This window comes from Streptococcus infantis ATCC 700779 (assembly GCF_000187465.1).
GTDB classification, from domain to species: domain Bacteria; phylum Bacillota; class Bacilli; order Lactobacillales; family Streptococcaceae; genus Streptococcus; species Streptococcus infantis.
The window spans coordinates 541,060-562,717 of record NZ_GL732439.1 but is presented as its reverse complement, the minus strand read 5'-3'; the positions used below and the strand labels follow the sequence as shown (position 1 = coordinate 562,717).

Sequence of the window (21,658 nt, the reverse complement as noted above, 5' to 3'; positions counted from 1 at the left end):
CTTTTTCTTCGTAAATTAACAGATTGGGACCTTGTTAAATGCTAGCAATAACTGTAAGGAATTGACCCAAACCATATCTAGCGATAAAATCCCAATCTTTGTATAATGTTTAATAATAATGTTATTCGTGTTCACCCAAGATACGAACTTCTCGCTCAAGGGTAACACCAGAATGTTCTTTAACTTTTTCAATGACAGACTCAATTAAGTCTTCATAGTCTCTTGCTGTCCCATCGGCTACATTAATCATAAAGCCTGCATGTTTTTCTGAGACTTCGACACCACCGATACGGTAGCCCTTCAAACCAGCTTCTGAAATCAATTGCCCTGCAAAATGCCCGACTGGACGTTTAAAGACAGAACCACATGATGGATATTCCAAAGGTTGCTTAAGTTCACGCAAATGAGTTAAGCGATCCATTTCTTGATTAATAGTCTCATAATTCCCTGGAGATAGTGCAAATTTAGCTGATAAGACTACTGCTCCAGAATCTTGAATAGCTGAATGACGGTAACCAAAAGCTAAGTCCTTGGCTGATAAAGTCTCGATTTCCCCATCCTTGGTCAATACTTTGCAAGACTGCAAAATATTGGAAATCTCACCTCCATAGGCTCCAGCATTCATAAAGACAGCTCCACCGACGCTTCCTGGAATTCCACAGGCAAACTCAAAACCAGTCAAGCTATGTCGAAGAGCTATACGAGTGGTCTCAATCAGGTTAGCACCTGCTTCTGCTTCAATGGTGTAACCATCGACCGAAACATTGTTGAGTTTGTCACACATAATGACAAAGCCACGAATTCCGCCTTCTCGGACGATAATATTACTGGCATTTCCAAGAACCATCCATGAGATATTTTCTTGATTAGCGAACTTAACCACACGGGCCATCTCATAATGATTGCTAGGAAAAGCTAAGTAATCTGCCTTCCCTCCCACTTTCGTATAGGTGTAGGTTTTGAGTGGTTCGTTAAAACGAATATCAATACCTTCTAAGGTTTCTTTTAATTTATCTAGTACTGTCATATCTCTCATCCTTTTATAAAATACATTCTATTATACCATTTTTAGGAGCATTTTTCGATGATTTGAAAAAGCTTTTTTATTCACACAAGTAAAAAAGAGGTCAGACCTCTTTTGCATGATTATTTTTTATACAAGATAGTTTTTGTAAAGTATACAAATAGAACAACTTCCACTGCTAACAATCCTTCAACAAGAAGCGGATTTGAAATCCAACCAACCTGAGATAGACTCGGAGCCAGATCAAAGAAGGCATGTAAACCATAAGCAGTTACTAGATAAATCCAATTCTTTTGACGAACTGCTTGATAAACCCAGAAAGAGAGACCGATTTGCATAACAAGAGCAAGCACACGCTCAACACCGAGTAAATAAACCTGCCATCCAGATAGAGATTGTACTGTTTCAAGTGTATTTTTAGGAAGGAGATTTGCCAGATCTGGATTTGAAGACTCTAATAACGAAAAGAGGATCAAAAGACTAATCAAGCTTCCCATTCCGAGGTAGAGCAATTCCAAGCCACCATGACCAAGTCCATAGGCGAGGGCATCCGAATCTTCCAAAGCTCTCTTCTTCTCTAACCACTTAAAGAAGACAAGTCGAGCTGTTTCTTCAAACAAAGCAGCCATACAGACCCCGTAAACCACATAGAGAAGAGGATTTTCCGTCATGAGTGGAACTGTCCCATCCTTTTGTGGATGAAGCACCAAAAGGTGAACAATTTTCTCTAAGACCTGAGATGAGACAAAAAATGCAACTGCCCCAAGTCCTAAAACTGAAAGGTTAATCTTGTACTTCTTTTTTGAGAACCAAATGGCAGCTATGAGAAATACAACTAAAGCTATCATTGTGGTTATTACATGAATTTTCATATTTTTCTCCTTTTATTCAGCCTGATCGATATCTTTTTTCATCTCATCAACATTGAACTTAGCAAAGAGGTACTGGCGATCCTGGACAGGGAAACGTTGATCCAATTGATCGACAGCTCCAACCTCTACGATTCCTTCCTTGATGACAAAGTCCATAACGTGACCACCAAAGGTTAGGTCATCTGAGATAAAGTGCAAATGATAGCCTGCGACACTGACACCATGGAAAATTTCAGGTGTCCAGAATCCAACGATAGTCCCAGAGACATTTTCGCAACTATATTCAGGCTGATGAGTCGCAACCTCAGCAAATTTCGTTTCGCTTGTCGATTTTGGAATCATGCGAACATGCATGTGTTTAAAATCACCATGAATCTTAATCGAACGGAAAAGATTTTCTCCATCATAGTAGGACTCAATACGTTTTTCTAGTTCCTGATCAGTCATTTCAAAACGCTGGCGGAAAATAACTTCTGCCTGGTGGGGTACAACTGCTGCATAGGGAATCAGCGCGTCTGGTGAAACTTCAACGATTTCAGGCTTCTCACCTGAACCCTTAGCTTGATAGGCTTTACCATCTAAGACAATTAGCTCCCCATCAATAGAGTCCAAGGTTCCTAGCCCCAAATCTCCATGTTCAAGTAACTCACCAACTGTCATGGTCCCGCCGTAAAGTCCTGCCATCAAGGCTCCCAAAGTATTATATTGGAATAATTTAACTGGTTCTTGCACCTTTATCATCTCACTCTTCTTTGAAAATTTACTTACTAAGTATATCACATTTCTTCTTAGAATTGAACGCAGGACTGCCGTTTAAAACTCAATGAAAATCAAAGAGCAAACTAGGAAACTAGTCACAGGTTGCTCAAAACACCGTTTTGAGGTTGTAGATGGAACTGACGTAGTCAGCTCAAAACACTGTTTTGAGGTTGTGGATAGAACTGACGAAGTCAGTAACATATATACGGCAAGGCGACGTTGACGCGGTTTGAAGAGATTTTCGAAGAGTATAACATTGCCAAACAACTAAAAAAAGGGTACAATGTAACAAAATCAAGAGAGGTCTGGAATGAAGCAAGAAAGTAAGTACGAACAAGTTGTTCACTATCTAAAAGAAGAGATTGAATCAGGAAAACTTCAAACAGGAAGTCGTCTACCTTCTATCCGAAAACTCAGTCAAGACTTCCACTGTAGTAAAGATACTGTGCAGCGTGCACTTTTGGAACTCCGATACGAGAAATACATTTACTCCAAACCTCAAAGTGGCTATTATGTTTTAGAACAACAAGCTAGCCACGAAGACCTCGTTATCTCGGTCAATGACGAACATGCTGCTGCCTATGATGATTTTCGTCTTTGTGTCAATGAAAGCTTGATTGGTCGAGAAAATTATCTCTACAACTACTATGAACACCAAGAGGGTTTAGAAGAATTACGAAAGTCTGTTCAGCAACTACTGTTTGACCAAGCTATCTATAGTAAACCCGATCAATTAGTCATGACAACTGGAACCCAGCAAGCACTGTTTATTCTTTCTCAAATTGACTTTCCAGGTAAGAGCCAAGAAATACTGGTCGAACAACCAACCTATCACCGAATGAACCAACTTCTTCTGGCTCAAAATCTTCCCTATCAAACCATTGAACGTCGGGTGGATGGCATTGACCTGAAAGAACTTGAGAAACATTTTAAAAGTGGTAACATTAAATTTTTCTACACCATTCCTCGATTCCACTATCCTCTGGGTCATTCATATTCTGAAGAGGAGAAACGTGCCATCCTTGATCTAGCAGCCAAATATCAAATTTATATCGTTGAAGATGATTATCTGGGGGATCTAGATCCTAAAATGGGACAAACCTTTCATTATTTGGACCAAAATGATTTGGTCATCTACATCAAGTCTTTTTCTACAAGTATTTTCCCAGCACTTCGAATCACTGCTCTCATACTCCCAAATGTTATGAAAGATGCTTTTGTCTCTTATAAAAACATTCTGGACTATGATAACAACCTCATTATGCAAAAGGCTTTATCACTCTATATTGATAGTCAACTTTTTGAAAAAAATAGAGTAGCAAGATTGGCACTGCAAGAGAAAAGTCAAGACTTCATTCATAAGCTATTAAAATCTTATCCCCTTTCCCTACCAAACTATCCTCTCCATGATGGACTTTTGCTTGATCTCAGGAACTATCCTAAGATTGCAAGCCTCAAACATAGCTCTTTAAATCTAGACTTTTTCGAATCGTCCTACATTGAGACCTGCCCTTATCAATTTGCTAAGGTTCCTTTAGAAAATCTTGAAACAACATTAAATTACTTAAAAACAGAGAGTGGGACAGAAATCGGTAATTCGTTAGAATTCGATTTCGTCGTCCCACCTCCGCACAGTTGAGTAAGGCTGTAAAAGCTGATGAAATCAGCGTAGTAGAGCCCACTCAACCACTGCGTCTTGCTTGATAATCCAATGACAATTGAGAGGCTAGGACTTTTGTCCCAGCCTCTGTTATTTTTTATTGCTCTACTTCTGTTAGCTTGGCAGCTTTTTCAAGATATGCTTGATAAGTACCGTCATCTTTCAGTTTTTGAATAACTTTATCAACTACTTCCTTCAAATCTGAGTTGCCTTTCTTGATAGCAACTGCATTTTCTTCGCCTTCTTTCATAGTTAAGCTTACTGTTGCGACAGCCAAGTCAGCATTTTTTGTTGCATAGCTGAGGGCTACTGGCTCGTCCATATGAACAGCATCAACCTTACCTGATTGAAGCTCATTAACAGCTTCACCCATATTTGTCAATGAAGTCAACTGCGCTTTAGGAAGTTGCTCTTTAACCATAGATTCAGGGACAGTTCCTTTTTGAGCTGCAATATTTGCACTTGCTAGAGAATCTAAATCTTTGTATTTTTCAAGATCAGTTTTTCTGATTAGGAAGCTAATCTTGTTTTCATAGTAAGGGATTGAGAAATCAAAGACTTCTTTTCTTTCTTCAGTTGCACTGATTCCCGCAATGGCCAAATCTGCTTTCCCTGTTTGAAGACTGGTCAAGACATTGTCAAAACTCATACTGGAAACTTCCAATTTCACTCCAAGTTCATCAGCGATAGCTTGTGCCATATCAATATCAGCACCTACGACTTGGTTCTTGCCATCCACAAGTGCTTGAAACTCAAATGGTGCATAGTCTGGGCTAGTTGCGACCACTAATTTACCTTTTTGTTTGATTGCCTCTACTGCAGACTGTGAGCTTGAGCTAGACGATTGGCAAGCAACTAAAAAGAAACTTGCAAGAAAACTACATAAGACAAATATCCATTTTTTTAATTTCATAAATAAACAACCTCTCTATCAAATTTGTATAATTATAACTTATTTAAAAATAATTGTCAACATTTTCTTGCATTTTCAATAAAATATATTTATAAAAAATACAAATTCAATGATTGGTTTATCTATCTATTGGGAAACAATTTTCAAAAAAATCATTTATCATATCTTGATGTTGCTGGTTTACAATTGTGATATTTTGCATGTCCCTGTGATCAAACACCCCTAATTCTAAAGTTTCGTCACTCGTAAAAACATTTGTAGAGATTGAAGTTTCAGATGTAACTAAATACAACATTGTAATAACTTGTGCCTCATCACCATTTGGATAACTATCTGAATATTTTGTATAAACATTTAAGAGTTTTTTCACTGTTACTTTCACTCCAGTTTCTTCATAAAACTCTCGCACTAATGCTCCTACAGCCGATTCACCTAATTCAATAGCACCACCTGGTAAACCCCAAGTTCCTTTATCTGCTCGTTTTTGTAATAATATTTTCCCTGATTGACTTAAAATTCCACAAGTAAAATTTAAAATAATTTTATCTTTTCCAACTTTTTTTCTTATACTCTGTATATAGTTCATCATTCACCTCTGACAAAGTAAACTATCGATACAATGAAAGCTTACTATATTAAAAAGTAAGCTTTCACAATAATTTTTATCTTCTAAATATTTTACAATTCTACAATCTTACCTGTTTCAAAGTAAACAACCCATTCACAGATATTTTTTGCATAGTCACCGATGCGCTCCAAGTATGAAATCACTTGGAAGTAATCACGACCTGTGACGATAGCATCTGGATTCTTTCTGATTTCTTCAGTTGCCAAATCTCGAATATTTTCAAAGTAATGGTTGATTTTTTCATCCATGGTTGCAACTTCATAGGCCTTATCAACTGATCCGTTTAGGTAAAGTTCAAGGGTTGTTTCTACGAAATCTTTAACATCACGTCCCATTTTTTTGATTTCTTCTTCGACAGCTTGGATACGTTGTTCCCCCTTCATACGAATGGTTGCCTCAGCAATGGATACTGCGTGGTCACCCATACGTTCCAAGTCTGAAACAGCCTTTAGAACTGTTAGAACTGTACGTAAGTCTTGTGATACTGGTTGTTGAAGGGCAATGATTTCAAATGATTTCTTTTCAAGTTTCAATTCGTATTCATTGACTTCTGCGTCTTGCTCGATGACTTCTTTAGCCAAGTCACGGTCATGAGTGACAAAAGCACGTACAGTTCGATTAATTTGGGAAAGAACTTCTTGTCCCATAGCGTAGAATTGGTTATGCAATTTCTCTAAATCTTCTTCAAATTGAGATCGTAACATCTTTTTCTCCTTATCCAAATTTACCTGAAATGTAATCTTCTGTTTCCTTATGTTGTGGATAGAGGAACATTTCCTTGGTATCGTTAAATTCAATCAAATCTCCATTGAGGAAAAAGCCTGTTTTATCAGAGATTCGAGATGCTTGCTGCATGGAACGAGTAACCAATAGCATGGTGTACTTGTCCTTAAGACTATATAGGGTTTCTTCGATTTTTCCAGCCGAGATAGGGTCTAAGGCTGAGGTCGGCTCATCCAAGAGGATAATCTTTGGACTAGTCGCCAAAACACGGGCTACACAGACACGTTGTTGCTGTCCACCTGAAAGTCCAATAGCTGAATCATGCAAGCGATCCTTGACCTCATCCCAGATTGAAGCACGCTGTAAAGCTTTCTCCACAGCTTCGTCCAAGACTTGCTTGTCTTTCTCTCCATTAATTCTCAGTCCATAGACAACATTTTCGTAGATAGACATTGGGAAGGGATTGGGTTGTTGGAAAACCATCCCGATTTCCTTACGTAATTCAACCGTATCGGTACGCGGACTATAGATATTGTGCCCATTATAAACCACTGATCCAGTTGTCGTCACTTCAGGATTTAAATCTCCCATACGATTGATAGCCTTGAGCAGGGTTGATTTTCCTGATCCTGATGGACCTATAAGAGCTGTAATTTCCTTGGGTTGGAAAGATAAGGAAACACTATTCAAAGCTTTCTTTTTGTTGTAATAAACAGACAGGTCTTTGACCTGTAAAATCGGTTCTGTCATACTGCTTCCTTTCTAACCAAAGTGCCCAGTTACATAGTCATTGGTAGACTGTAGCTTGGCATTTTGGAAAATATTTGACGTTTTATCGTACTCAATTAAATCACCTAAGTAGAAAAACCCAGTGTAGTCACTTGCACGCGCAGCCTGTTGCATACTGTGGGTAACGATGATGATGGTAAAATCCTTCTTCAACTCCAACATAGTTTCCTCAAGCTGAGCTGTCGCAATTGGATCCAAGGCTGATGCCGGCTCATCCATTAAGAGGATGTCTGGTTTTACAGAAATAGCACGCGCGATACAGAGACGTTGCTGCTGACCACCTGAAAGCGTTAAGGCAGACTTGTGAAGGTCATCTTTGACCTGGTCCCAGAGGGCAGCCTGACGAAGAGAGGTTTCTACAATTTCATCAAGGACTTTCTTATCCTTAACACCTGCACGTTCGTGTGCAAAGGTGATGTTGCGGTAGATTGATTTAGCAAACGGGTTTGGACGTTGAAAAACCATTCCAATATGTTTACGCATTTCATAAACATTGATCTCAGGACGGTTAACGTCAATTCCTTGATAGAGAATTTGTCCTGTAACCTTTGCAATATCAATGGTATCATTCATACGATTGAGACTGCGTAGGTAGGTTGATTTCCCAGAACCTGACGGTCCAATCAAGGCCGTAATTTTATTTTTTTCGAATTGCATATCCACGCCCTTGATGGATTCATTCTTACCGTAGTAAACATGTAAATCCTTAGTAGAGAGGACCACTTTTTCTTCTGGAAAAGTAATGATATGCCTTTCATCCCAATTATATTTTGACATGGCTTCTCCTTTAGGCTGCGGTTAATTTCTTATGTAGATAGCTTCCGAGTTTACGTGCTCCAAAGTTAAAGATTAAGATAAAGATTAGGAGCACCGCTGCAGAACCTGCTGAAACAAGTGTTCCATCAGGAATAGTTCCTTCACTGTTGACTTTCCAGATATGGACAGCCAAGGTTTCTGCTTGACGGAAGATTGAGATTGGACTACTTACGCTGAGAACATTCCAGTTAGACCAGTCAAGAGCTGGTGCAGATTGACCTGCCGTATAGATAAGGGCTGCAGCTTCCCCAAAGATACGACCTGATGCAAGCACAATACCTGTTACGATACCAGGTAGGGCTTCAGGAATAACGACATGAAGGACAGTTTCCCAACGAGAAAGTCCAAGCGCCAAACCTGCTTCACGTTGCGTATGGTGAACGTGCTTCAAACTATCCTCAACATTACGAGTCATCTGTGGAAGATTAAAGACTGTTAAAGCCAAGGCACCAGAAATAATGGAAAATCCATACTCGAACTGGACTACAAAGATGAGGTAACCAAATAGTCCCACAACTACGGATGGTAGAGAAGACAAGATTTCAATACAGGTACGAACGAAATTGGTAATACGACCTTTTTTAGCATACTCTGCTAGGAAAATTCCAGCCCCCATTGATAGAGGTACAGAGATAAATAAGGTAATCACCAAAAGGAAAAAGGAATTATAAAGCTGGATTCCAATACCACCACCTGCTTGATAAGAGGATGATTTTCCTGTCAAGAAAGACCAAGAAACATGAGGCAAGCCTCGAACCAAGATATAAAGAATCAAGGAAGCTAGAATGGTTACAATGATTCCTGCGATGGTATAGAGGACAGCTGTTGCAAGTTTATCTAATTTCTTAGCGTGCATAGTTTTTCTTTCCTCTTTCTTTCGTAATCAATTTAATCACACTGTTAAAGGCCAAACTCATCAAGAGCAATACTAAGGCCAGTGACCAAAGAACATTATTATCAACAGTTCCCATAACGGTATTACCAATTCCCATGGTCAATACAGATGTGAGAGTCGCTGCTGGTGTCGTCAATGAAGTTGGAACAACTGCTGAGTTACCAACAACCATCTGAATTGCAAGGGCTTCACCGAAAGCACGCGCCATACCAAAGACTACAGCCGTAAAAATACCTGAACGAGCAGCCTTCAAGGTTACACGCCAGATAGTTTGCCAACGAGTAGCTCCCATGGCTAAACTAGCTTCACGATAGTGACGAGGAACTGCACGTAAGCTATCAGTTGTCATGAAGGTTACAGTCGGCAAAATCATAACAAAGAGAACGAAAATCCCTGATAAAATACCAAAACCTGTTCCACCAAAGACAGTACGTACAAATGGTACCACGACCTGCAAACCGATAAATCCATATACTACTGAAGGAATCCCAACTAAGAGTTCAATAGCAGGTTGCAAAATCTTAGCTCCTTTTGGAGACACTTCTGTCATAAAGACTGCTGCACCAATGGCAAATGGTGTTGCAATAAGAGCTGACAGGATGGTAACAATAAAGGAACCTAAAATCATTGGAAGGGCACCAAATTGTTTACCTGACGGATTCCAGGTTGCACCAAAAAGAAAATCAAAGATATTCACACCATTAACAAAGAAGGTCGATAAGCCTTTCTGAGCCACGAAAATCAAAATCATAGCAACAATGATAACAATCAAAGAAAGGCAGGCAAAGGTTAGCCCTTTTCCTAATTTCTCAAGACGAGAGTTTTTTGAAGGAGAGAGCAATTTTTTTGATAATTCTTCTTGATTCATTATTAGCTCCCTTCTAGCGCTGTCACAGTACCTGCAGCATCTTTTTCGACCTTCATTTCCTTGACAGAAATATAGCCCATTCCTTTTACGATTCCATTCTGAGCTTCATCTGAAAGGACAAAGTTTAGGAATTCGGCAACCAATTCATTTGGCTCGCCAAGTGTATACATATGTTCATAAGACCACAAAGGCCAATTATTCGTTGTAACATTTTCTGAAATTGGCTCATAACCATTGAGCTTGATGGTCCCAACCGAATCATCAACATAAGCAAAGGCAAGGTAGGAAATAGCTCCAGGGGTTTGAGAAACAATGGACTTCACCATACCGTTTGAATCTTGCTCCTGACTTTGTACCGCTGACTGACCATTCATAATCACACTGTCAAAGGTAGCACGAGAACCTGAGCTAGCAGCTCGGTTGATAATAGAGATAGCTAAATCCTTACCGCCGACTTCCTTCCAGTTGGTAATTTCACCTGTAAAAATTTTGCGAAGTTGGTCTGTCGTAAGATTATCGACATCTACTTCTTTATTAATAATGACAGCTAATCCAGCAACAGCAACCTTATGGTCAACTAGCGCGGACGCATCGATACCATCTTTTTCCTCGGCAAATACATCCGAGTTACCGACGTCTACCGCCCCAGACTGGACTTGAGACAGACCTGTACCTGAACCACCGCCTTGAACATTGACTGTTTTACCAACGTGTGCGGACGCAAATTCATCTGCTGCCGCCTCGACTAAAGGTTGAAGGGCAGTTGAACCAACAGCCGTCATAGACTCCCCACGATCAATCCAACTTGCACATCCTGCTAGCGAACCAGCAAGTAAAAGAGTTGCAAGAAAGATGGTGAGTTTTTTAAATTTTTTCACTATTTGTCTCCTTGAAAATAATGATGAATAGCTTGAATTTTTGCCCTTATTTTCTATTGTTTTCAGGGAAAATCCATACTTCCACTATAACATAGAATACTGTTTTTGACTAGTTTTTCACCTGAAACCTCAAGCCCTTGGGAAAATAATTCTTCAAGGTATTTCCGGTTACTTTTGCAAAACCTAGACCATTTCCACCAACCAAAACTTGGTACCAACCATTTGGAAGAGTTTCAGCTAATTGGACCGTTTCACCAGCCACATATTTGACAAAGTCTTCTTGATGAATTTCAATGACTTGCTTGACCTGACTTGGTTTTAAAGCTAAGCCAAGAGCAAAACTTGGTTCAAAACGTTTTTTCTTAAAAGTTCCAAGATGAAGACCATTACGAGCTATCTTGAGTTTTCCTATATCGGGTAGGACTTCTGGCAAGAGATAAAGCTGGTCTCCAAAAACTTGTAGGACACCGGTCAGTTTTTCTTTAAGATATTTTTTCTCAAAATCCTGCCATAAGGAAATCTGTTCACGAGATAGGTTGGATTTAGAAGGTTTGAACTTCCCAGCCTTGTTTTGACCTTTAAACTGAAGATGGGCCACGAACTGACCTTCTCCCTTAAAGTGATGAGGGTACATTCTAGCTGTTTCAGGTAAATCAATTCCAGGTACCATTCCATTGATGTGTTGGACTGGAATCAATTCAAAATGATAGCTATCCAGTAACCATTGGACGATTTCTTCGTTTTCTTCTGGCGCCCATGTACAGGTTGAATAGACTAGTCGACCACCATCAGCCAGCATGGTAATAGCATCTGATAAAATCTCACGTTGTAAACTAGCGCACTGACTAGGATAATCGACACTCCAATAATCCATAGCGTCAGGTTGTTTACGAAACATCCCTTCTCCTGAGCAAGGAGCATCTAAAACAATCAGGTCAAAATAGCCTTTAAAAACCTTGGCTAAACGGTCTGCTGATTCATTGGTCACAACGACATTAGTCGCACCAAAGCGTTCCATATTTTCAACTAAAATCTTTGACCGTTTGCTTGAAATCTCATTTGAAACAAGAAGACCGTCTCCTGCAAGATAGGAGGCCAGTTGAGTGGATTTCCCACCGGGAGCCGCTGCCAAGTCCAAGACCTTCATACCTGGCTTTGGCTGGGCTACTTGAGCGACCATTTGTGCGGCAGGTTCTTGTGAATAGACCAAGCCAGTTACATGTTCTGGTGATTTCCCTGAAACCTTGCCATAGTAGCCCCAGGGTGTATTGGGGATAGCATCTGAAAAAGAAAGCTGTCTTTCTTTTAAAGGGTTGATACGAAAAGCAGAAACAGCCTCATCATCAAAAGAGGCAAGAAAAGCTCTTGCCTCATCTCCCAATATTGTTTCGTATTTTTTTACAAATCCATCTGGAAATTGCATGTAGATTTATTTCCTTTCATAGATATAGGATTGAATCTCATCTTTCATCTCGACTGGCACCATCATAACGGCCTGTCGTGTTTGAAAATCGACTTCCTCACCAGCAATCGTAAAAACCTTATACCCCAAACTCTCACCTAGGATACTTGCAGCCGCATAATCCCAAGGTTGTAAATAAGTGATATAGGTTAAAAGTCGACCTGATAGTACCTTGGCAAAACTAATAGCGGCGCTGCCATAAACTCGTGTCCCAAGTGCAGCGTTTCCCAAATCCGCTAAGCCCCATTCGTTAGTCGCTAACATTCCAGAATTACCAGCTACCAAAAATTCTCTCAAGGGTCTCTTTTTAAAGAGTGGCAAAGGTTCGTCATTGCGACAGGGCGGGAAGTCTCCTCCACCATGGTAACAATCACCTTTCATGACATCATAAATAATACCAAACTTACCAATACCATCCTCAAAATAGGCCAGCATAACAGCAAAATCTTCACCTTGTGCTACGAAGTTGTTGGTTCCATCAATAGGATCAATAATCCATACAGAACCTTGTCCTACTGCTGCACGCATGCAGCCTTCTTCTGCACAAAATAGATCATCTGGATAGCGAGAACGGATTTTTTTAATAAGTAATTCTTGAACTTCTTTATCTAACTTAGTTACCAAATCTGTAGGGGAAGACTTTCTCTCAACATGGAGATCTTCTTTCATATGCTGGAGAATGTATTCCCCAGCTTCCCTGACAATTTCTTTGGCAAATGTAAATTTATTTTCCAAGTGAAATCTTCCCTTCTCCTTTTTCTTTGGCCAACTGAACTGCACGGTAGAAAGAATAGCCACTAACTGATTCAAACTCACGTCCCAAACGTTTTTCTTCGCTCTTGCTAGGCACAACTGACTTGAATACCTTGTAGGATTCTAATAGTTTCTTAGCATCTACCTGTGTTTCATAGGCAGCTTCAACATCATTAAAAAAAGAAAGCACTGAAGCAAGTTCTTCAGTGCTCCACGACAAATCTAGTGGGTAACTATACTGTTTATTCATCTAATTAATACCAGCTCTTAATGTAGCTTCTTTCAATTCTTGCTTACGGTAACTACGAGGAAGAAATGCACGAATCTCATCTTCATTAAAGCCAATCTGCATACGTTTATCATCAATGATGATTGGACGACGCAAAAGACTAGGATATTGCTCAATTAAATTAAGCAACTCTGTCACCGAGATACTTTCCACATCGATATTTAATTTTTGGAAAATTTTTGAACGAGTTGAAATGATGTCATCGGTACCGTTTTCGGTCAAGGAAAGAATGTGTTGTAATTCTTTTCTTGATAAAGGACTGGTCATAATGTTGTGCTCTTGGAAAGGCACTTTATGATTATCAAGCCAGGCCTTTGCCTTACGACATGATGTACAACTCGGTGATAAAAATAGTGTAATCATGCTATTCTCTTCTTTGCATACTTTTCTAACTCTATTATACAAAAAAATAAAGCGCTTGACTAGTTATTTCCGAAAAAAAACCTACTTTTTAAAGAAAAATAGGTTTTTCGTATAATTTTTAAAACATTTTTTTGCATTTATTATATTTTTGGTAATTTTTTCCAACTTAGTAGATAAACGAATCCAAAAATTAACTCATACAAGCAGAAAAATAGGAGAAAGGCATGCAGGAAAAAATCCTCTGGTAGAATAAGAATGACTGGATCTTTAGCGGGATCAAAAAGCCAGGTATCATCACCTACAAATAGAATTTGATGAAACAAGGTAAAGAATTGTTCAAACCCAATGAAGACGCCAACTAAACCAAGAACCAAAGGTAAAGACAGCATAATCAAGAGACCTCTGCGATATAGAGACAGAAAACCTTTCTGAATGACTCGCTTCCAAAAAAGGTAGAAAATCGGTAGAGTTACGATTGCTACTCCTTGCGCTAGGTGAAAGAGTCCCTTTACAACGACAAAGTGGTGAATTCCAGAGGCAGACGAAGGAAAATCTGGCATTGCTAATACTTGACTCAATGGATTGGTCAAATAATTCATCAAAACATTCAAGTTATGTTGGATGGTCTGAGGTTGAACATGAACACGACTTGTCAGATTTAACCAAGAAATCTCCAGAGGGTAAACCAACCAAGACAGGTAGATGGTCAATAAAATAGCAAGCGAGAGGAGAAAGAGAAGACTTCCTACAAAAGTAAATTTAGTTTTCATCGAAATTCCACTCCGCTAGACTTGAGAGGACATGGGTTGGTGCGATTGGTAAATCCGCTACTTCTTCAGGTTTTGTAAATCCTGTCGTCACCAAAAGACTTGGAATGCCATTGTCAATACCAGCTCGAATATCAGTAAGATAATTATCCCCTACCATGACAATTTCTTGGCGTTCAAGTCCTAGGTGTTCAACAGCCTTATCCATAATAATCGCGTTTGGTTTTCCAATATAAACTGGTTTTACACGAGTTGCTGCTTCAAGAAGAGTAATCAGTGAACCAGCACCAGGTAAAAGTCCACGTTCTGTTGGAATATTTAAATCTGGATTGGTGCCGATAAAATGAGCACCTTTATGGATAGCTAGGGTTGCAGTAGCAAATTTTTCATAGTCAACTTGCCAGTCCAAACCTACAACCACATAGGCTGGATTTTTTTTATCTTCAACATAACCAGCTGCTTTGATTGCTTCCTTGAGCCCTGCTTCTCCAATTACATAAACAGTCTTTTCAAGACCTAAATCATTCATGTAATCAATAGTCGCTAAGGTTGCAGTATAGATTGTCGATACAGGTGTGTCAATATTAAACTGATTTGCCAACATCTCTTGAACACTTTCAGGTGTACGAGTAGTGTTGTTTGTTACAAAGAGATAAGGAATCACTCTTTTTTGCAACTCGTGAACAAATGCTTCACCAGCTGGGATTCTATCTTTTCCTTTATAAATTGTACCGTCTAAATCAATTAAATAGCCTTTATAAGTCATATATTACTTTCTAATCTGTGTTAATTTCTTGCCAAATTATCTTTGCCTGAGCATTAATATCGCCATCACTTGTGACTTGGTGATTGCTTTCTAGTTGATTCAATTCGTAACTAGAAGTAATCATACCACCTGGTCGAACTTCCTTGACATATTTGAGGTTGATTTTTTTAGGAATATGATTGGTTAGGAAATCTGCCCCCATAACTTCAAAAACCCAGTCCAGGTATTTGCTGTTATTGACGTGGCCATTCATATCCAAGTCGTAAAAACGGACATGATAATCTTTGCTAATCGCTTCTTCCAGATCTGCATATTTTGGCCCGCGAAGGAGTTTCTTAGAAAATTCAGATTGATAAGGTGCGACAATTTCTGGTTCTACAGGGTGGACCTTACGACTATCACGATCCATAAGGACAAAGGTAGCCACCATGCGAATGATTTCTTGACCAGCTTCATCATAAATAGTAAATCGGCGGTAACAAAATAGACGATTGTAGGTCAAGGCCTCTGTTTCGATGGTAATCTCCTCAGCAAATTGAGGTAAACGTACAACATCGATATCATAATCAGTGATAATCCAGACTAGATTATACTGTTCTAAAACATCCTTGTCACTCACTCCTAAATTAATGGATTGCATTCCTGATACTTGCAGGGACAACAAAATAACATCTGGCAACTTGATATGGCCATTCATATCAGCCATATCAAAAGGAATTTTCATCTTCATTTGATAAGTTAAGCCCATAATTCTACTCCAATATAAATCTTTCTGCTACTGTATCTCCTAAAAAGAGACCCTTTTTTGTCATTCGTATTTGCTGATCTTCTATTTGTAAAAGACCTTGATGACACAAATCTCTTACAACTTGACCATATATATTTTCAAAAGATGTACCAAATTTTTCTTCGAATCTTGCTTTTGAAACTCCTGTCTTCTTGCGAAGTCCAAGAAACATCTCTTCTTCCATTTGTTCCCTTAGACTTAGATGTTCTTCATGGATGCGAGCATTTCCCTCTTCTACTGCCTTCAAATAATGGCGGATTGGACCATGGTTTTTATAGCGAACACCGTTTATATATCCAGACGCACCTGCACCTATACCATAATACTCAGCATTATCCCAGTACATAAGATTGTGACGACTTTCAAAGCCAGGTTTTGAAAAATTTGAAATTTCATAATGCTCAAAACCAGCACGCTCTAATTCTGCAATAATATATTCGAACATTTCAGCTTCTACTTCTTCTTTAGGAAGTGGTAATTTCCCACGACGCATACGATTCATAAAGACTGTATGGTTTTCCAAAATCAAGCTATAGAGACTCATGTGGGGAATATCCAAAGCGATGGCCTTGGCAACATTGTCCTTGACCTGCTCCATAGTCTGACCAGGAAGAGCGTAGATCAAGTCAATAGAAATATTATCAAACCCTGCTAACTTGAGACGATCAATATTTTCATAGATATCTTTCTCCAAATGACTACGACCAATTTTTTTCAGCATTTTGTCATCAAAAGTTTGGACACCCAATGAAACACGATTGACAGCTGAATTCTTTAAAACTGCAATCTTATCCTCATCCAAATCTCCAGGATTGGCCTCAATGGTTAATTCTTCTAAGACTGACAAATCTAAGTTTTTTGTCAATCCATCCAGAAGCACCTCTAACTGTGGCGCAGACAAGGCTGTCGGTGTACCTCCCCCAATATAGAGAGTACGCAACTTCTGAATGTCATAAGAATGAAATTCTTGCAGTAGATGTTCTAGATAGCTGTCTACTGGTTGATTTTTAATAAAGACCTTAGAAAAGTCACAATAATAACAGATTTGTGTGCAAAATGGAATGTGCACGTAAGCTGATGTTGGTTTCTTCTGCATAGTATTTATTATACCACAAAGACTTCACTCAAGAAAAAAATCACCATCTCCGACTCTAAGGGAATCAAAAATGGTGATTTCTATTTTAATCTTCTTGAGTATCAATGATGATTTCTTGACCATCTTCTGGGTCTTCAACAACTACTTTTTCTTCCAATTGTTCCTTGAGACTGTTCAAGGTCTCTTTTGAAGCTTCAGTAGCTTGTTGAGCTAAAGATTTAGATTTTTCAAGAACTGAATCCAAGGTAATTTCGCCTGATTCTACTTGTTCTTTTGTCTTTAGAACAAAATCTCTGGTTTGTTCTTTGACTTCTGTCAATTTTTCAAGAGCTTGTTCCTTAGCATATTCTGGATCTTCTCTCAGATCTTCAATAAAGTCTTGTGCCTGACTAGTAACGTGTTTTCCTTTTTCACTTGTTAGAAACAAGGCAACAGCCACACCTGAAACAGTTCCTAAAAGGATTGATGATAATTTACCCATGAGTTATCTCCTTTTTATTTTTTAAAAAATTTACTTGCAATACGAACGGCAGATAAGCCTGCACTAGTCTTTAATGTTTTTGAACCTGCAGATGATGCTTTTTTACTCAAGACACGAGCCTGATCATTTAAATCAGAAACAGAAACAGAAAGGTCTGCAACTGCTGTAAAGAGTGGATCAATGGTTGCAACTTTGATATTGATATCATCAGCAAGAACATTGACCTTGGCAAGAAGTTCGTTTGTGTGATGTAGAGTAACATTTACATCTGAAGTTAGCGTTTTAACAGTATTTTCTGTTTCATCAATTACACGTCCAACTTTTTGAAGGGTAATAATCAAATAAACAATAAATACAATCAAGGCAATAGCCACAATAATATAAGCAAATTCTAACATTTTAATTCTCCTTTTTTACATTATAAAATGGTGCTTTTTTCCGATTTTGATAAACGATAATATAAATACCAAGTCCAATTAATAGAACAGACAACCACTGAGATACTCGAAGTCCAAAGAACATGAGACTATCTGTACGCATACCCTCAATAATCATACGTCCAAATCCATACCAAATTAGATAAAAAGCTGTGATATGACCACGACGAATGCCATTTAATCGGCGTCTAAAAATAACAATTAAAGCAAACCCAATCAGGTTCCAGACAGATTCGTATAAGAAGGTTGGTTGACGATAAGAACCATCAATATACATTTGATTTTTAATGAAAGCAGGCAAGTAGTCAAGACTCTCTACAACTGCGCCATAAGCTTCTTGGTTAAAGAAGTTCCCCCAACGTCCAAGACTCTGGGCAATCAAGACACTTGGTGCTGCAATATCTAGGAAGTCCCAGGTATTGATTAACTTACGGTCTGCGAAAATATAAAGTACAATCGCTCCAGTAATTAGACCGCCGTAAATCGCAAGACCACCATTCCATATAGCAAAGATTTCTCCAATATGTTGACTATAATAGTCAAACTTAAAGATGACATAGTAGAGTCTTGCACCAATAATGGACAGAGGAAAGGCTACTAGTATAAAGTCAATAACATCATCAGATAAAATTTTCTTTTTGGGTGCTTCTCTCATTGCAAGAAGAACTGCTAGTATTAATCCAGATACAATGCAGATAGCATACCAGCGAACAGCAAAGGGACCTATTTGAAAAGCAACTGGATCAATCATTTTGCACCTCGTTCTTTTCGATTAATTTCGTCAATCTTTCTTCAAAAAGACGTGTCGCATCAAAGCCCATTTCCTTAGAACGATAGTTCATGGCAGCAGCTTCGATGACCACAGAAATATTGCGACCTGTTTTTACAGGAATCCGAATACGCGGAATAGAAACACCTGAAATTTCCAACTCTTCAGCATTGTTCCCCAAGCGGTCAAAGGTCTTATGTGTATCATAATTTTCTAGATAGACAGCCAACTGGACCTGTGAAGAATCCTTAACAGCACTAGCACCGTATAGACTCATGACATCAATGATCCCTACTCCACGAATTTCAATCAGATGTTTCAAAATTTCAGCAGGTTCACCCCAGAGAGTCATTTCATCCTTAGAATAGATATCTACTCGATCGTCTGCCACCAAGCGGTGACCACGTTTAACTAGTTCTAAACCTGTCTCACTCTTACCAATTCCACTATCACCTTGAATCAAAACACCCATACCATAGATATCCATTAGGACACCGTGTACACTAGTACGTTCTGCTAAGCGGGAGTCCAGATAACTAGACAGTTCTCCAGAAAGACGACTTGTAGCTGTACGACTAGTTAAAATCGCAATTTTACATTCTCTGGCTGCCTTCAACATTTCCTCAGGAACAACTAGACCACGCGCAACAATGACCGCAGGTGTCTCTGGTTGAAACATTTTTTTCAAGACATCGTAACGATTTTGAGAAGGCATAGAGACTAGGTAAGACCATTCCTTCATCCCCAACAATTGAATACGCTCTGGAGTATAGTAATCAAAATAGCCTGTCATTTCAAGACCAGGTCGCGTAATATCCGCAGTATTAATTTCCTTTTCAAGTAATTCAGGCTCCCCATAGACAATGTCTAATCTAAGCTTCTCAATTACTTCTTTTACTGAAACCGACATATATTTCTCCTTAAATCGAGTTCTCTTACTATTATATCAGATTGTAGCTGGAAGTTTCCTTTTTTTGCAAGATTTACAGTATTTATTTAAAGTTGCCTTAAAAATGATTTAGCATGTGAGTCTTCTCGTACTTTCTCAAATCAGTTGAGACAAATCCACTGCAAATCGGTCAACGTCTATCACCAAATCCCTTCCAGATTTTTCTATGTGAATTCTCGGAAGTTCATTTTTTAGTATTTTGTTTGCATCAGCCATATCTTGTGGATAGATATAGAACTGTTGTCCTTGTGGAAACTGATTTTGAACTTGCCATTTTTCAAATTCCTGCAGAAAAGTCTTATGAGACGGCATACGAACCTCTTCAAACATGGAATCATCAAAATATTTCACCAAACGATAAAGACCATGAACTTCATCAGCGAAGCATTTATCTATCTTCTCAAAGGAATAACCCCGTCTCTGATAAGCTAGGCATAAGTTTTGTAAGTTTTGGCTTATCCCAGCTGCTTCTTTTCTTGCCAAGTTTATAAAGTAACGAACAGAAAATTCTTCCATACCTGTTCGTTTTTTCTTCTCTAGAAACTGTTGTGCCAATATGATAGACTCTGATAATCTGTCTTCATCCTGATAATAAATAGCGTGCAAAAGATTGATGACATTTTGGGGATAATAGGTTCCTTTCAGTAAAGGCAAGTCTTTTGGTATATAAGATGAAATGACTGAAAAATCGTTACATGCAAAAGAGGTAAATAAGCCCCTCAAAATACCATCTGTATAGATTGTTCCACTTGCAAGCAAACCACCTCTAATCAATTCTTCTCTTCCTGTTTGCCACAGAGCATTATTTAATTGTTTGTAATCTCCGTCTAAAAAAGCTATATAGTATGCAAAATACTTGATATCATTTAGCAATAAGCTACTATACAACTTTGTCCTTAAAACATTATCGGACAATACTTTTGAATCCTTCAAATACTTTTGAAAAATCCTCTGATTAGACTCTTCAAATTCCTGCCAGTTTATAGGGTCAGAAAAATAACCCCAATCCTTAAAATGTACTTCGCGCATCTTTTGATATTCTTTTATATACTCTTTCATAAGTTCCTCATATCTCTAAACAATGTGCAAAAAAAGACTAGACAAGTCTAGCCTTTCATTTCAATTAGAATTTTTTACGTTTACGAGCTGCTTCTGATTTACGTTTACGTTTTACAGAAGGTTTTTCATAGAATTCACGTTTGCGTGTTTCTTGAAGAGTACCAGCTTTAGTAACCGCACGTTTGAAACGACGAAGTGCATCGTCAAGAGATTCATTCTTACGTACTACTGTTTTAGACATTTTTTTCACTCCCTTCAAGTTCAAGATCTATTCTATTTTACATGGATAAGAGCTATTTGTCAAGACTAAAATGATTTATTCCATGAATTTTCACTATTAATTTCAAACTTGCTTTTATCACTTTTTTATAAAAAATAATTAATTAAGTAGGGAGATTTATATACACTCATTAAATTGAAAAGAGAGCCTTTCGGCTCTCTTTAAGATAGTGTAGATTTTCTAAAAACTATTATTTAGTAAATTTACGTTTCATAACAACTGTTCCTGACATGATTACCACACCTGCCAATACAAGTACTAGGCTTGTAGCCTCACCAGTATTTGGAAGTCCTGGTTTGTTTTCAGTTGTTGTTGGAGCCTCAGTCGTTTTTGGAGCTTCAGTCGTTGGAGCTTCAGTCGTTGGAGCTTCAGTTGTTGGAGCTTCAGTTGTTGGAGCTTCAGTTGTTGGAGCTTCAGTTGTTGGAGCTTCAGTTGTTGGAGCTTCAGTTGTTGTTGGAGCTTCAGTTGTTGTTGGAGCTTCAGTCGTTGTTGGAGCTTCAGTTGTTGGAGCTTCAGTTGTTGGAGCTTCAGTTGTTGGAGCTTCAGTTGTTGGAGCTTCAGTTGTTGTTGGAGCT

The 21,658-nt window shown here is 38.6% G+C and carries 27 protein-coding genes; 1 reads left to right on the top strand and 26 read right to left on the bottom strand.

Translation table 11 applies throughout. The features are described from left to right. Nucleotides 1–121: 121 nt before the first annotated feature. The 3 genes from murB to budA form a co-directional block, all read right to left on the bottom strand. Nucleotides 122–1,027, bottom strand: coding sequence for a UDP-N-acetylmuramate dehydrogenase (gene murB, locus HMPREF9423_RS04990; RefSeq protein ID WP_006155655.1), 906 nt, complete (start codon nt 1,025–1,027; stop codon nt 122–124). A gap of 119 nt (nt 1,028–1,146) precedes the next feature. Continuing rightward, complete coding sequence (locus tag HMPREF9423_RS04985) at nt 1,147–1,896, bottom strand: YhfC family intramembrane metalloprotease (RefSeq protein WP_006148231.1); 750 nt, start codon at nt 1,894–1,896, stop codon at nt 1,147–1,149. Between the two features lie 12 nt (nt 1,897–1,908). Further along, nucleotides 1,909–2,637 carry an acetolactate decarboxylase gene (gene budA, locus HMPREF9423_RS04980; RefSeq protein ID WP_006155660.1) on the bottom strand — a complete coding sequence of 243 codons (729 nt, stop codon included), beginning with the start codon at nt 2,635–2,637 and terminating at the stop codon, nt 1,909–1,911. A 328-nt stretch (nt 2,638–2,965) separates the two neighbouring features. Here budA and HMPREF9423_RS04975 point away from each other — a divergent pair, with 328 nt between their 5' ends. After that, complete coding sequence (locus tag HMPREF9423_RS04975) at nt 2,966–4,294, top strand: aminotransferase-like domain-containing protein (RefSeq protein ID WP_006148229.1); 1,329 nt, start codon at nt 2,966–2,968, stop codon at nt 4,292–4,294. Between the two features lie 118 nt (nt 4,295–4,412). On the opposite strand, the gene HMPREF9423_RS04970 is transcribed toward HMPREF9423_RS04975, so the two are convergent. The 23 genes from HMPREF9423_RS04970 to HMPREF9423_RS11875 all read right to left on the bottom strand — a co-directional run. After that, a complete protein-coding gene (locus HMPREF9423_RS04970; RefSeq protein WP_006148228.1) occupies nt 4,413–5,228 on the bottom strand; it encodes an ABC transporter substrate-binding protein in 816 nt (271 codons plus the stop codon). A 118-nt stretch (nt 5,229–5,346) separates the two neighbouring features. Then, entirely contained in the window at nt 5,347–5,814 is a 468-nt protein-coding gene (locus HMPREF9423_RS04965) for an NUDIX hydrolase (protein ID WP_029689683.1), read from the bottom strand. A 92-nt stretch (nt 5,815–5,906) separates the two neighbouring features. Then, nucleotides 5,907–6,560, bottom strand: a complete 654-nt coding sequence (gene phoU, locus HMPREF9423_RS04960; RefSeq protein ID WP_006155649.1) for a phosphate signaling complex protein PhoU — start codon at nt 6,558–6,560, stop codon at nt 5,907–5,909. A gap of 10 nt (nt 6,561–6,570) precedes the next feature. Continuing rightward, on the bottom strand, nt 6,571–7,329 hold the full coding sequence (gene pstB, locus HMPREF9423_RS04955; RefSeq protein WP_006148225.1) for a phosphate ABC transporter ATP-binding protein PstB: 759 nt from the start codon (nt 7,327–7,329) through the stop codon (nt 6,571–6,573). Between the two features lie 12 nt (nt 7,330–7,341). After that, the gene (gene pstB, locus HMPREF9423_RS04950) at nt 7,342–8,145 is read right to left on the bottom strand and encodes a phosphate ABC transporter ATP-binding protein PstB (protein WP_006148224.1); all 804 of its coding nucleotides are present in this window, start codon (nt 8,143–8,145) and stop codon (nt 7,342–7,344) included. Between the two features lie 10 nt (nt 8,146–8,155). After that, entirely contained in the window at nt 8,156–9,040 is an 885-nt protein-coding gene (gene pstA / locus HMPREF9423_RS04945; protein ID WP_004252556.1) for a phosphate ABC transporter permease PstA, read from the bottom strand. Further along, a complete protein-coding gene (gene pstC, locus HMPREF9423_RS04940; protein ID WP_006148223.1) occupies nt 9,030–9,947 on the bottom strand; it encodes a phosphate ABC transporter permease subunit PstC in 918 nt (305 codons plus the stop codon). Before pstC ends, pstA begins: the two co-directional genes overlap by 11 nt. Nucleotides 9,948–9,949: 2 nt before the next feature. Continuing rightward, nucleotides 9,950–10,825, bottom strand: a complete 876-nt coding sequence (locus HMPREF9423_RS04935; RefSeq protein ID WP_006148222.1) for a phosphate ABC transporter substrate-binding protein PstS — start codon at nt 10,823–10,825, stop codon at nt 9,950–9,952. A 109-nt stretch (nt 10,826–10,934) separates the two neighbouring features. Continuing rightward, nucleotides 10,935–12,248: an RsmF rRNA methyltransferase first C-terminal domain-containing protein gene (locus HMPREF9423_RS04930; protein WP_006148221.1), complete on the bottom strand. Its 1,314-nt coding sequence runs from the start codon at nt 12,246–12,248 to the stop codon at nt 10,935–10,937. A 6-nt stretch (nt 12,249–12,254) separates the two neighbouring features. Then, nucleotides 12,255–13,022, bottom strand: coding sequence for an inositol monophosphatase family protein (locus HMPREF9423_RS04925; protein ID WP_006155647.1), 768 nt, complete (start codon nt 13,020–13,022; stop codon nt 12,255–12,257). Next, on the bottom strand, nt 13,012–13,290 hold the full coding sequence (locus HMPREF9423_RS04920; protein ID WP_006148219.1) for a UPF0223 family protein: 279 nt from the start codon (nt 13,288–13,290) through the stop codon (nt 13,012–13,014). Before HMPREF9423_RS04920 ends, HMPREF9423_RS04925 begins: the two co-directional genes overlap by 11 nt. Further along, a complete protein-coding gene (locus HMPREF9423_RS04915; protein WP_006148218.1) occupies nt 13,291–13,692 on the bottom strand; it encodes a Spx/MgsR family RNA polymerase-binding regulatory protein in 402 nt (133 codons plus the stop codon). A 140-nt stretch (nt 13,693–13,832) separates the two neighbouring features. Beyond that, entirely contained in the window at nt 13,833–14,462 is a 630-nt protein-coding gene (locus tag HMPREF9423_RS04910) for a TIGR01906 family membrane protein (protein WP_006148217.1), read from the bottom strand. Further along, a complete protein-coding gene (locus tag HMPREF9423_RS04905) occupies nt 14,452–15,225 on the bottom strand; it encodes a TIGR01457 family HAD-type hydrolase (protein ID WP_006148216.1) in 774 nt (257 codons plus the stop codon). Before HMPREF9423_RS04905 ends, HMPREF9423_RS04910 begins: the two co-directional genes overlap by 11 nt. A 10-nt stretch (nt 15,226–15,235) precedes the next feature. After that, the gene (locus HMPREF9423_RS04900) at nt 15,236–15,973 is read right to left on the bottom strand and encodes an acyl-[acyl-carrier-protein] thioesterase (protein WP_006148215.1); all 738 of its coding nucleotides are present in this window, start codon (nt 15,971–15,973) and stop codon (nt 15,236–15,238) included. A gap of 4 nt (nt 15,974–15,977) precedes the next feature. After that, nucleotides 15,978–17,108 carry a radical SAM family heme chaperone HemW gene (hemW, locus tag HMPREF9423_RS04895; RefSeq protein WP_006148214.1) on the bottom strand — a complete coding sequence of 377 codons (1,131 nt, stop codon included), beginning with the start codon at nt 17,106–17,108 and terminating at the stop codon, nt 15,978–15,980. Nucleotides 17,109–17,193: 85 nt separating this feature from the next. Continuing rightward, nucleotides 17,194–17,589: a YtxH domain-containing protein gene (locus HMPREF9423_RS04890; RefSeq protein WP_006148213.1), complete on the bottom strand. Its 396-nt coding sequence runs from the start codon at nt 17,587–17,589 to the stop codon at nt 17,194–17,196. A gap of 14 nt (nt 17,590–17,603) precedes the next feature. Beyond that, nucleotides 17,604–17,987 (bottom strand): DUF948 domain-containing protein, encoded by a 384-nt coding sequence (locus HMPREF9423_RS04885; RefSeq protein WP_006148212.1) that lies wholly within the window; start codon nt 17,985–17,987, stop codon nt 17,604–17,606. A 1-nt stretch (nt 17,988) separates the two neighbouring features. After that, nucleotides 17,989–18,777, bottom strand: a complete 789-nt coding sequence (gene lgt / locus HMPREF9423_RS04880; RefSeq protein WP_006148211.1) for a prolipoprotein diacylglyceryl transferase — start codon at nt 18,775–18,777, stop codon at nt 17,989–17,991. Continuing rightward, on the bottom strand, nt 18,770–19,705 hold the full coding sequence (gene hprK, locus HMPREF9423_RS04875; RefSeq protein WP_006148210.1) for an HPr(Ser) kinase/phosphatase: 936 nt from the start codon (nt 19,703–19,705) through the stop codon (nt 18,770–18,772). Before hprK ends, lgt begins: the two co-directional genes overlap by 8 nt. Before the next feature lie 135 nt (nt 19,706–19,840). After that, a complete protein-coding gene (locus HMPREF9423_RS04870) occupies nt 19,841–20,803 on the bottom strand; it encodes a hypothetical protein (RefSeq protein ID WP_006148209.1) in 963 nt (320 codons plus the stop codon). A gap of 64 nt (nt 20,804–20,867) precedes the next feature. Next, nucleotides 20,868–21,044, bottom strand: coding sequence for a 30S ribosomal protein S21 (gene rpsU, locus HMPREF9423_RS04865; protein ID WP_000048054.1), 177 nt, complete (start codon nt 21,042–21,044; stop codon nt 20,868–20,870). 229 nt (nt 21,045–21,273) lie between these two features. Further along, nucleotides 21,274–21,658: LPXTG cell wall anchor domain-containing protein (locus HMPREF9423_RS11875; RefSeq protein WP_155105627.1), on the bottom strand; the 385-nt coding region annotated here is incomplete at its 5' end.

Bases quoted from the DNA above. Each gene is read 5' to 3' on its own strand.
- murB (WP_006155655.1), bottom strand. From the start codon at position 1,027: ATGACAGTACTAGATAAATTAAAAGAAACCTTAGAAGGTATTGATATT.
- HMPREF9423_RS04985 (WP_006148231.1), bottom strand. From the start codon at position 1,896: ATGAAAATTCATGTAATAACCACAATGATAGCTTTAGTTGTATTTCTC.
- budA (WP_006155660.1), bottom strand. From the start codon at position 2,637: ATGATAAAGGTGCAAGAACCAGTTAAATTATTCCAATATAATACTTTG.
- HMPREF9423_RS04975 (WP_006148229.1), top strand. From the start codon at position 2,966: ATGAAGCAAGAAAGTAAGTACGAACAAGTTGTTCACTATCTAAAAGAA.
- HMPREF9423_RS04970 (WP_006148228.1), bottom strand. From the start codon at position 5,228: ATGAAATTAAAAAAATGGATATTTGTCTTATGTAGTTTTCTTGCAAGT.
- HMPREF9423_RS04965 (WP_029689683.1), bottom strand. From the start codon at position 5,814: ATGAACTATATACAGAGTATAAGAAAAAAAGTTGGAAAAGATAAAATT.
- phoU (WP_006155649.1), bottom strand. From the start codon at position 6,560: ATGTTACGATCTCAATTTGAAGAAGATTTAGAGAAATTGCATAACCAA.
- pstB (WP_006148225.1), bottom strand. From the start codon at position 7,329: ATGACAGAACCGATTTTACAGGTCAAAGACCTGTCTGTTTATTACAAC.
- pstB (WP_006148224.1), bottom strand. From the start codon at position 8,145: ATGTCAAAATATAATTGGGATGAAAGGCATATCATTACTTTTCCAGAA.
- pstA (WP_004252556.1), bottom strand. From the start codon at position 9,040: ATGCACGCTAAGAAATTAGATAAACTTGCAACAGCTGTCCTCTATACC.
- pstC (WP_006148223.1), bottom strand. From the start codon at position 9,947: ATGAATCAAGAAGAATTATCAAAAAAATTGCTCTCTCCTTCAAAAAAC.
- HMPREF9423_RS04930 (WP_006148221.1), bottom strand. From the start codon at position 12,248: ATGCAATTTCCAGATGGATTTGTAAAAAAATACGAAACAATATTGGGA.
- HMPREF9423_RS04920 (WP_006148219.1), bottom strand. From the start codon at position 13,290: ATGAATAAACAGTATAGTTACCCACTAGATTTGTCGTGGAGCACTGAA.
- HMPREF9423_RS04915 (WP_006148218.1), bottom strand. From the start codon at position 13,692: ATGATTACACTATTTTTATCACCGAGTTGTACATCATGTCGTAAGGCA.
- HMPREF9423_RS04910 (WP_006148217.1), bottom strand. From the start codon at position 14,462: ATGAAAACTAAATTTACTTTTGTAGGAAGTCTTCTCTTTCTCCTCTCG.
- HMPREF9423_RS04905 (WP_006148216.1), bottom strand. From the start codon at position 15,225: ATGACTTATAAAGGCTATTTAATTGATTTAGACGGTACAATTTATAAA.
- HMPREF9423_RS04900 (WP_006148215.1), bottom strand. From the start codon at position 15,973: ATGGGCTTAACTTATCAAATGAAGATGAAAATTCCTTTTGATATGGCT.
- hemW (WP_006148214.1), bottom strand. From the start codon at position 17,108: ATGCAGAAGAAACCAACATCAGCTTACGTGCACATTCCATTTTGCACA.
- HMPREF9423_RS04890 (WP_006148213.1), bottom strand. From the start codon at position 17,589: ATGGGTAAATTATCATCAATCCTTTTAGGAACTGTTTCAGGTGTGGCT.
- HMPREF9423_RS04885 (WP_006148212.1), bottom strand. From the start codon at position 17,987: ATGTTAGAATTTGCTTATATTATTGTGGCTATTGCCTTGATTGTATTT.
- lgt (WP_006148211.1), bottom strand. From the start codon at position 18,777: ATGATTGATCCAGTTGCTTTTCAAATAGGTCCCTTTGCTGTTCGCTGG.
- hprK (WP_006148210.1), bottom strand. From the start codon at position 19,705: ATGTCGGTTTCAGTAAAAGAAGTAATTGAGAAGCTTAGATTAGACATT.
- HMPREF9423_RS04870 (WP_006148209.1), bottom strand. From the start codon at position 20,803: ATGAAAGAGTATATAAAAGAATATCAAAAGATGCGCGAAGTACATTTT.
- rpsU (WP_000048054.1), bottom strand. From the start codon at position 21,044: ATGTCTAAAACAGTAGTACGTAAGAATGAATCTCTTGACGATGCACTT.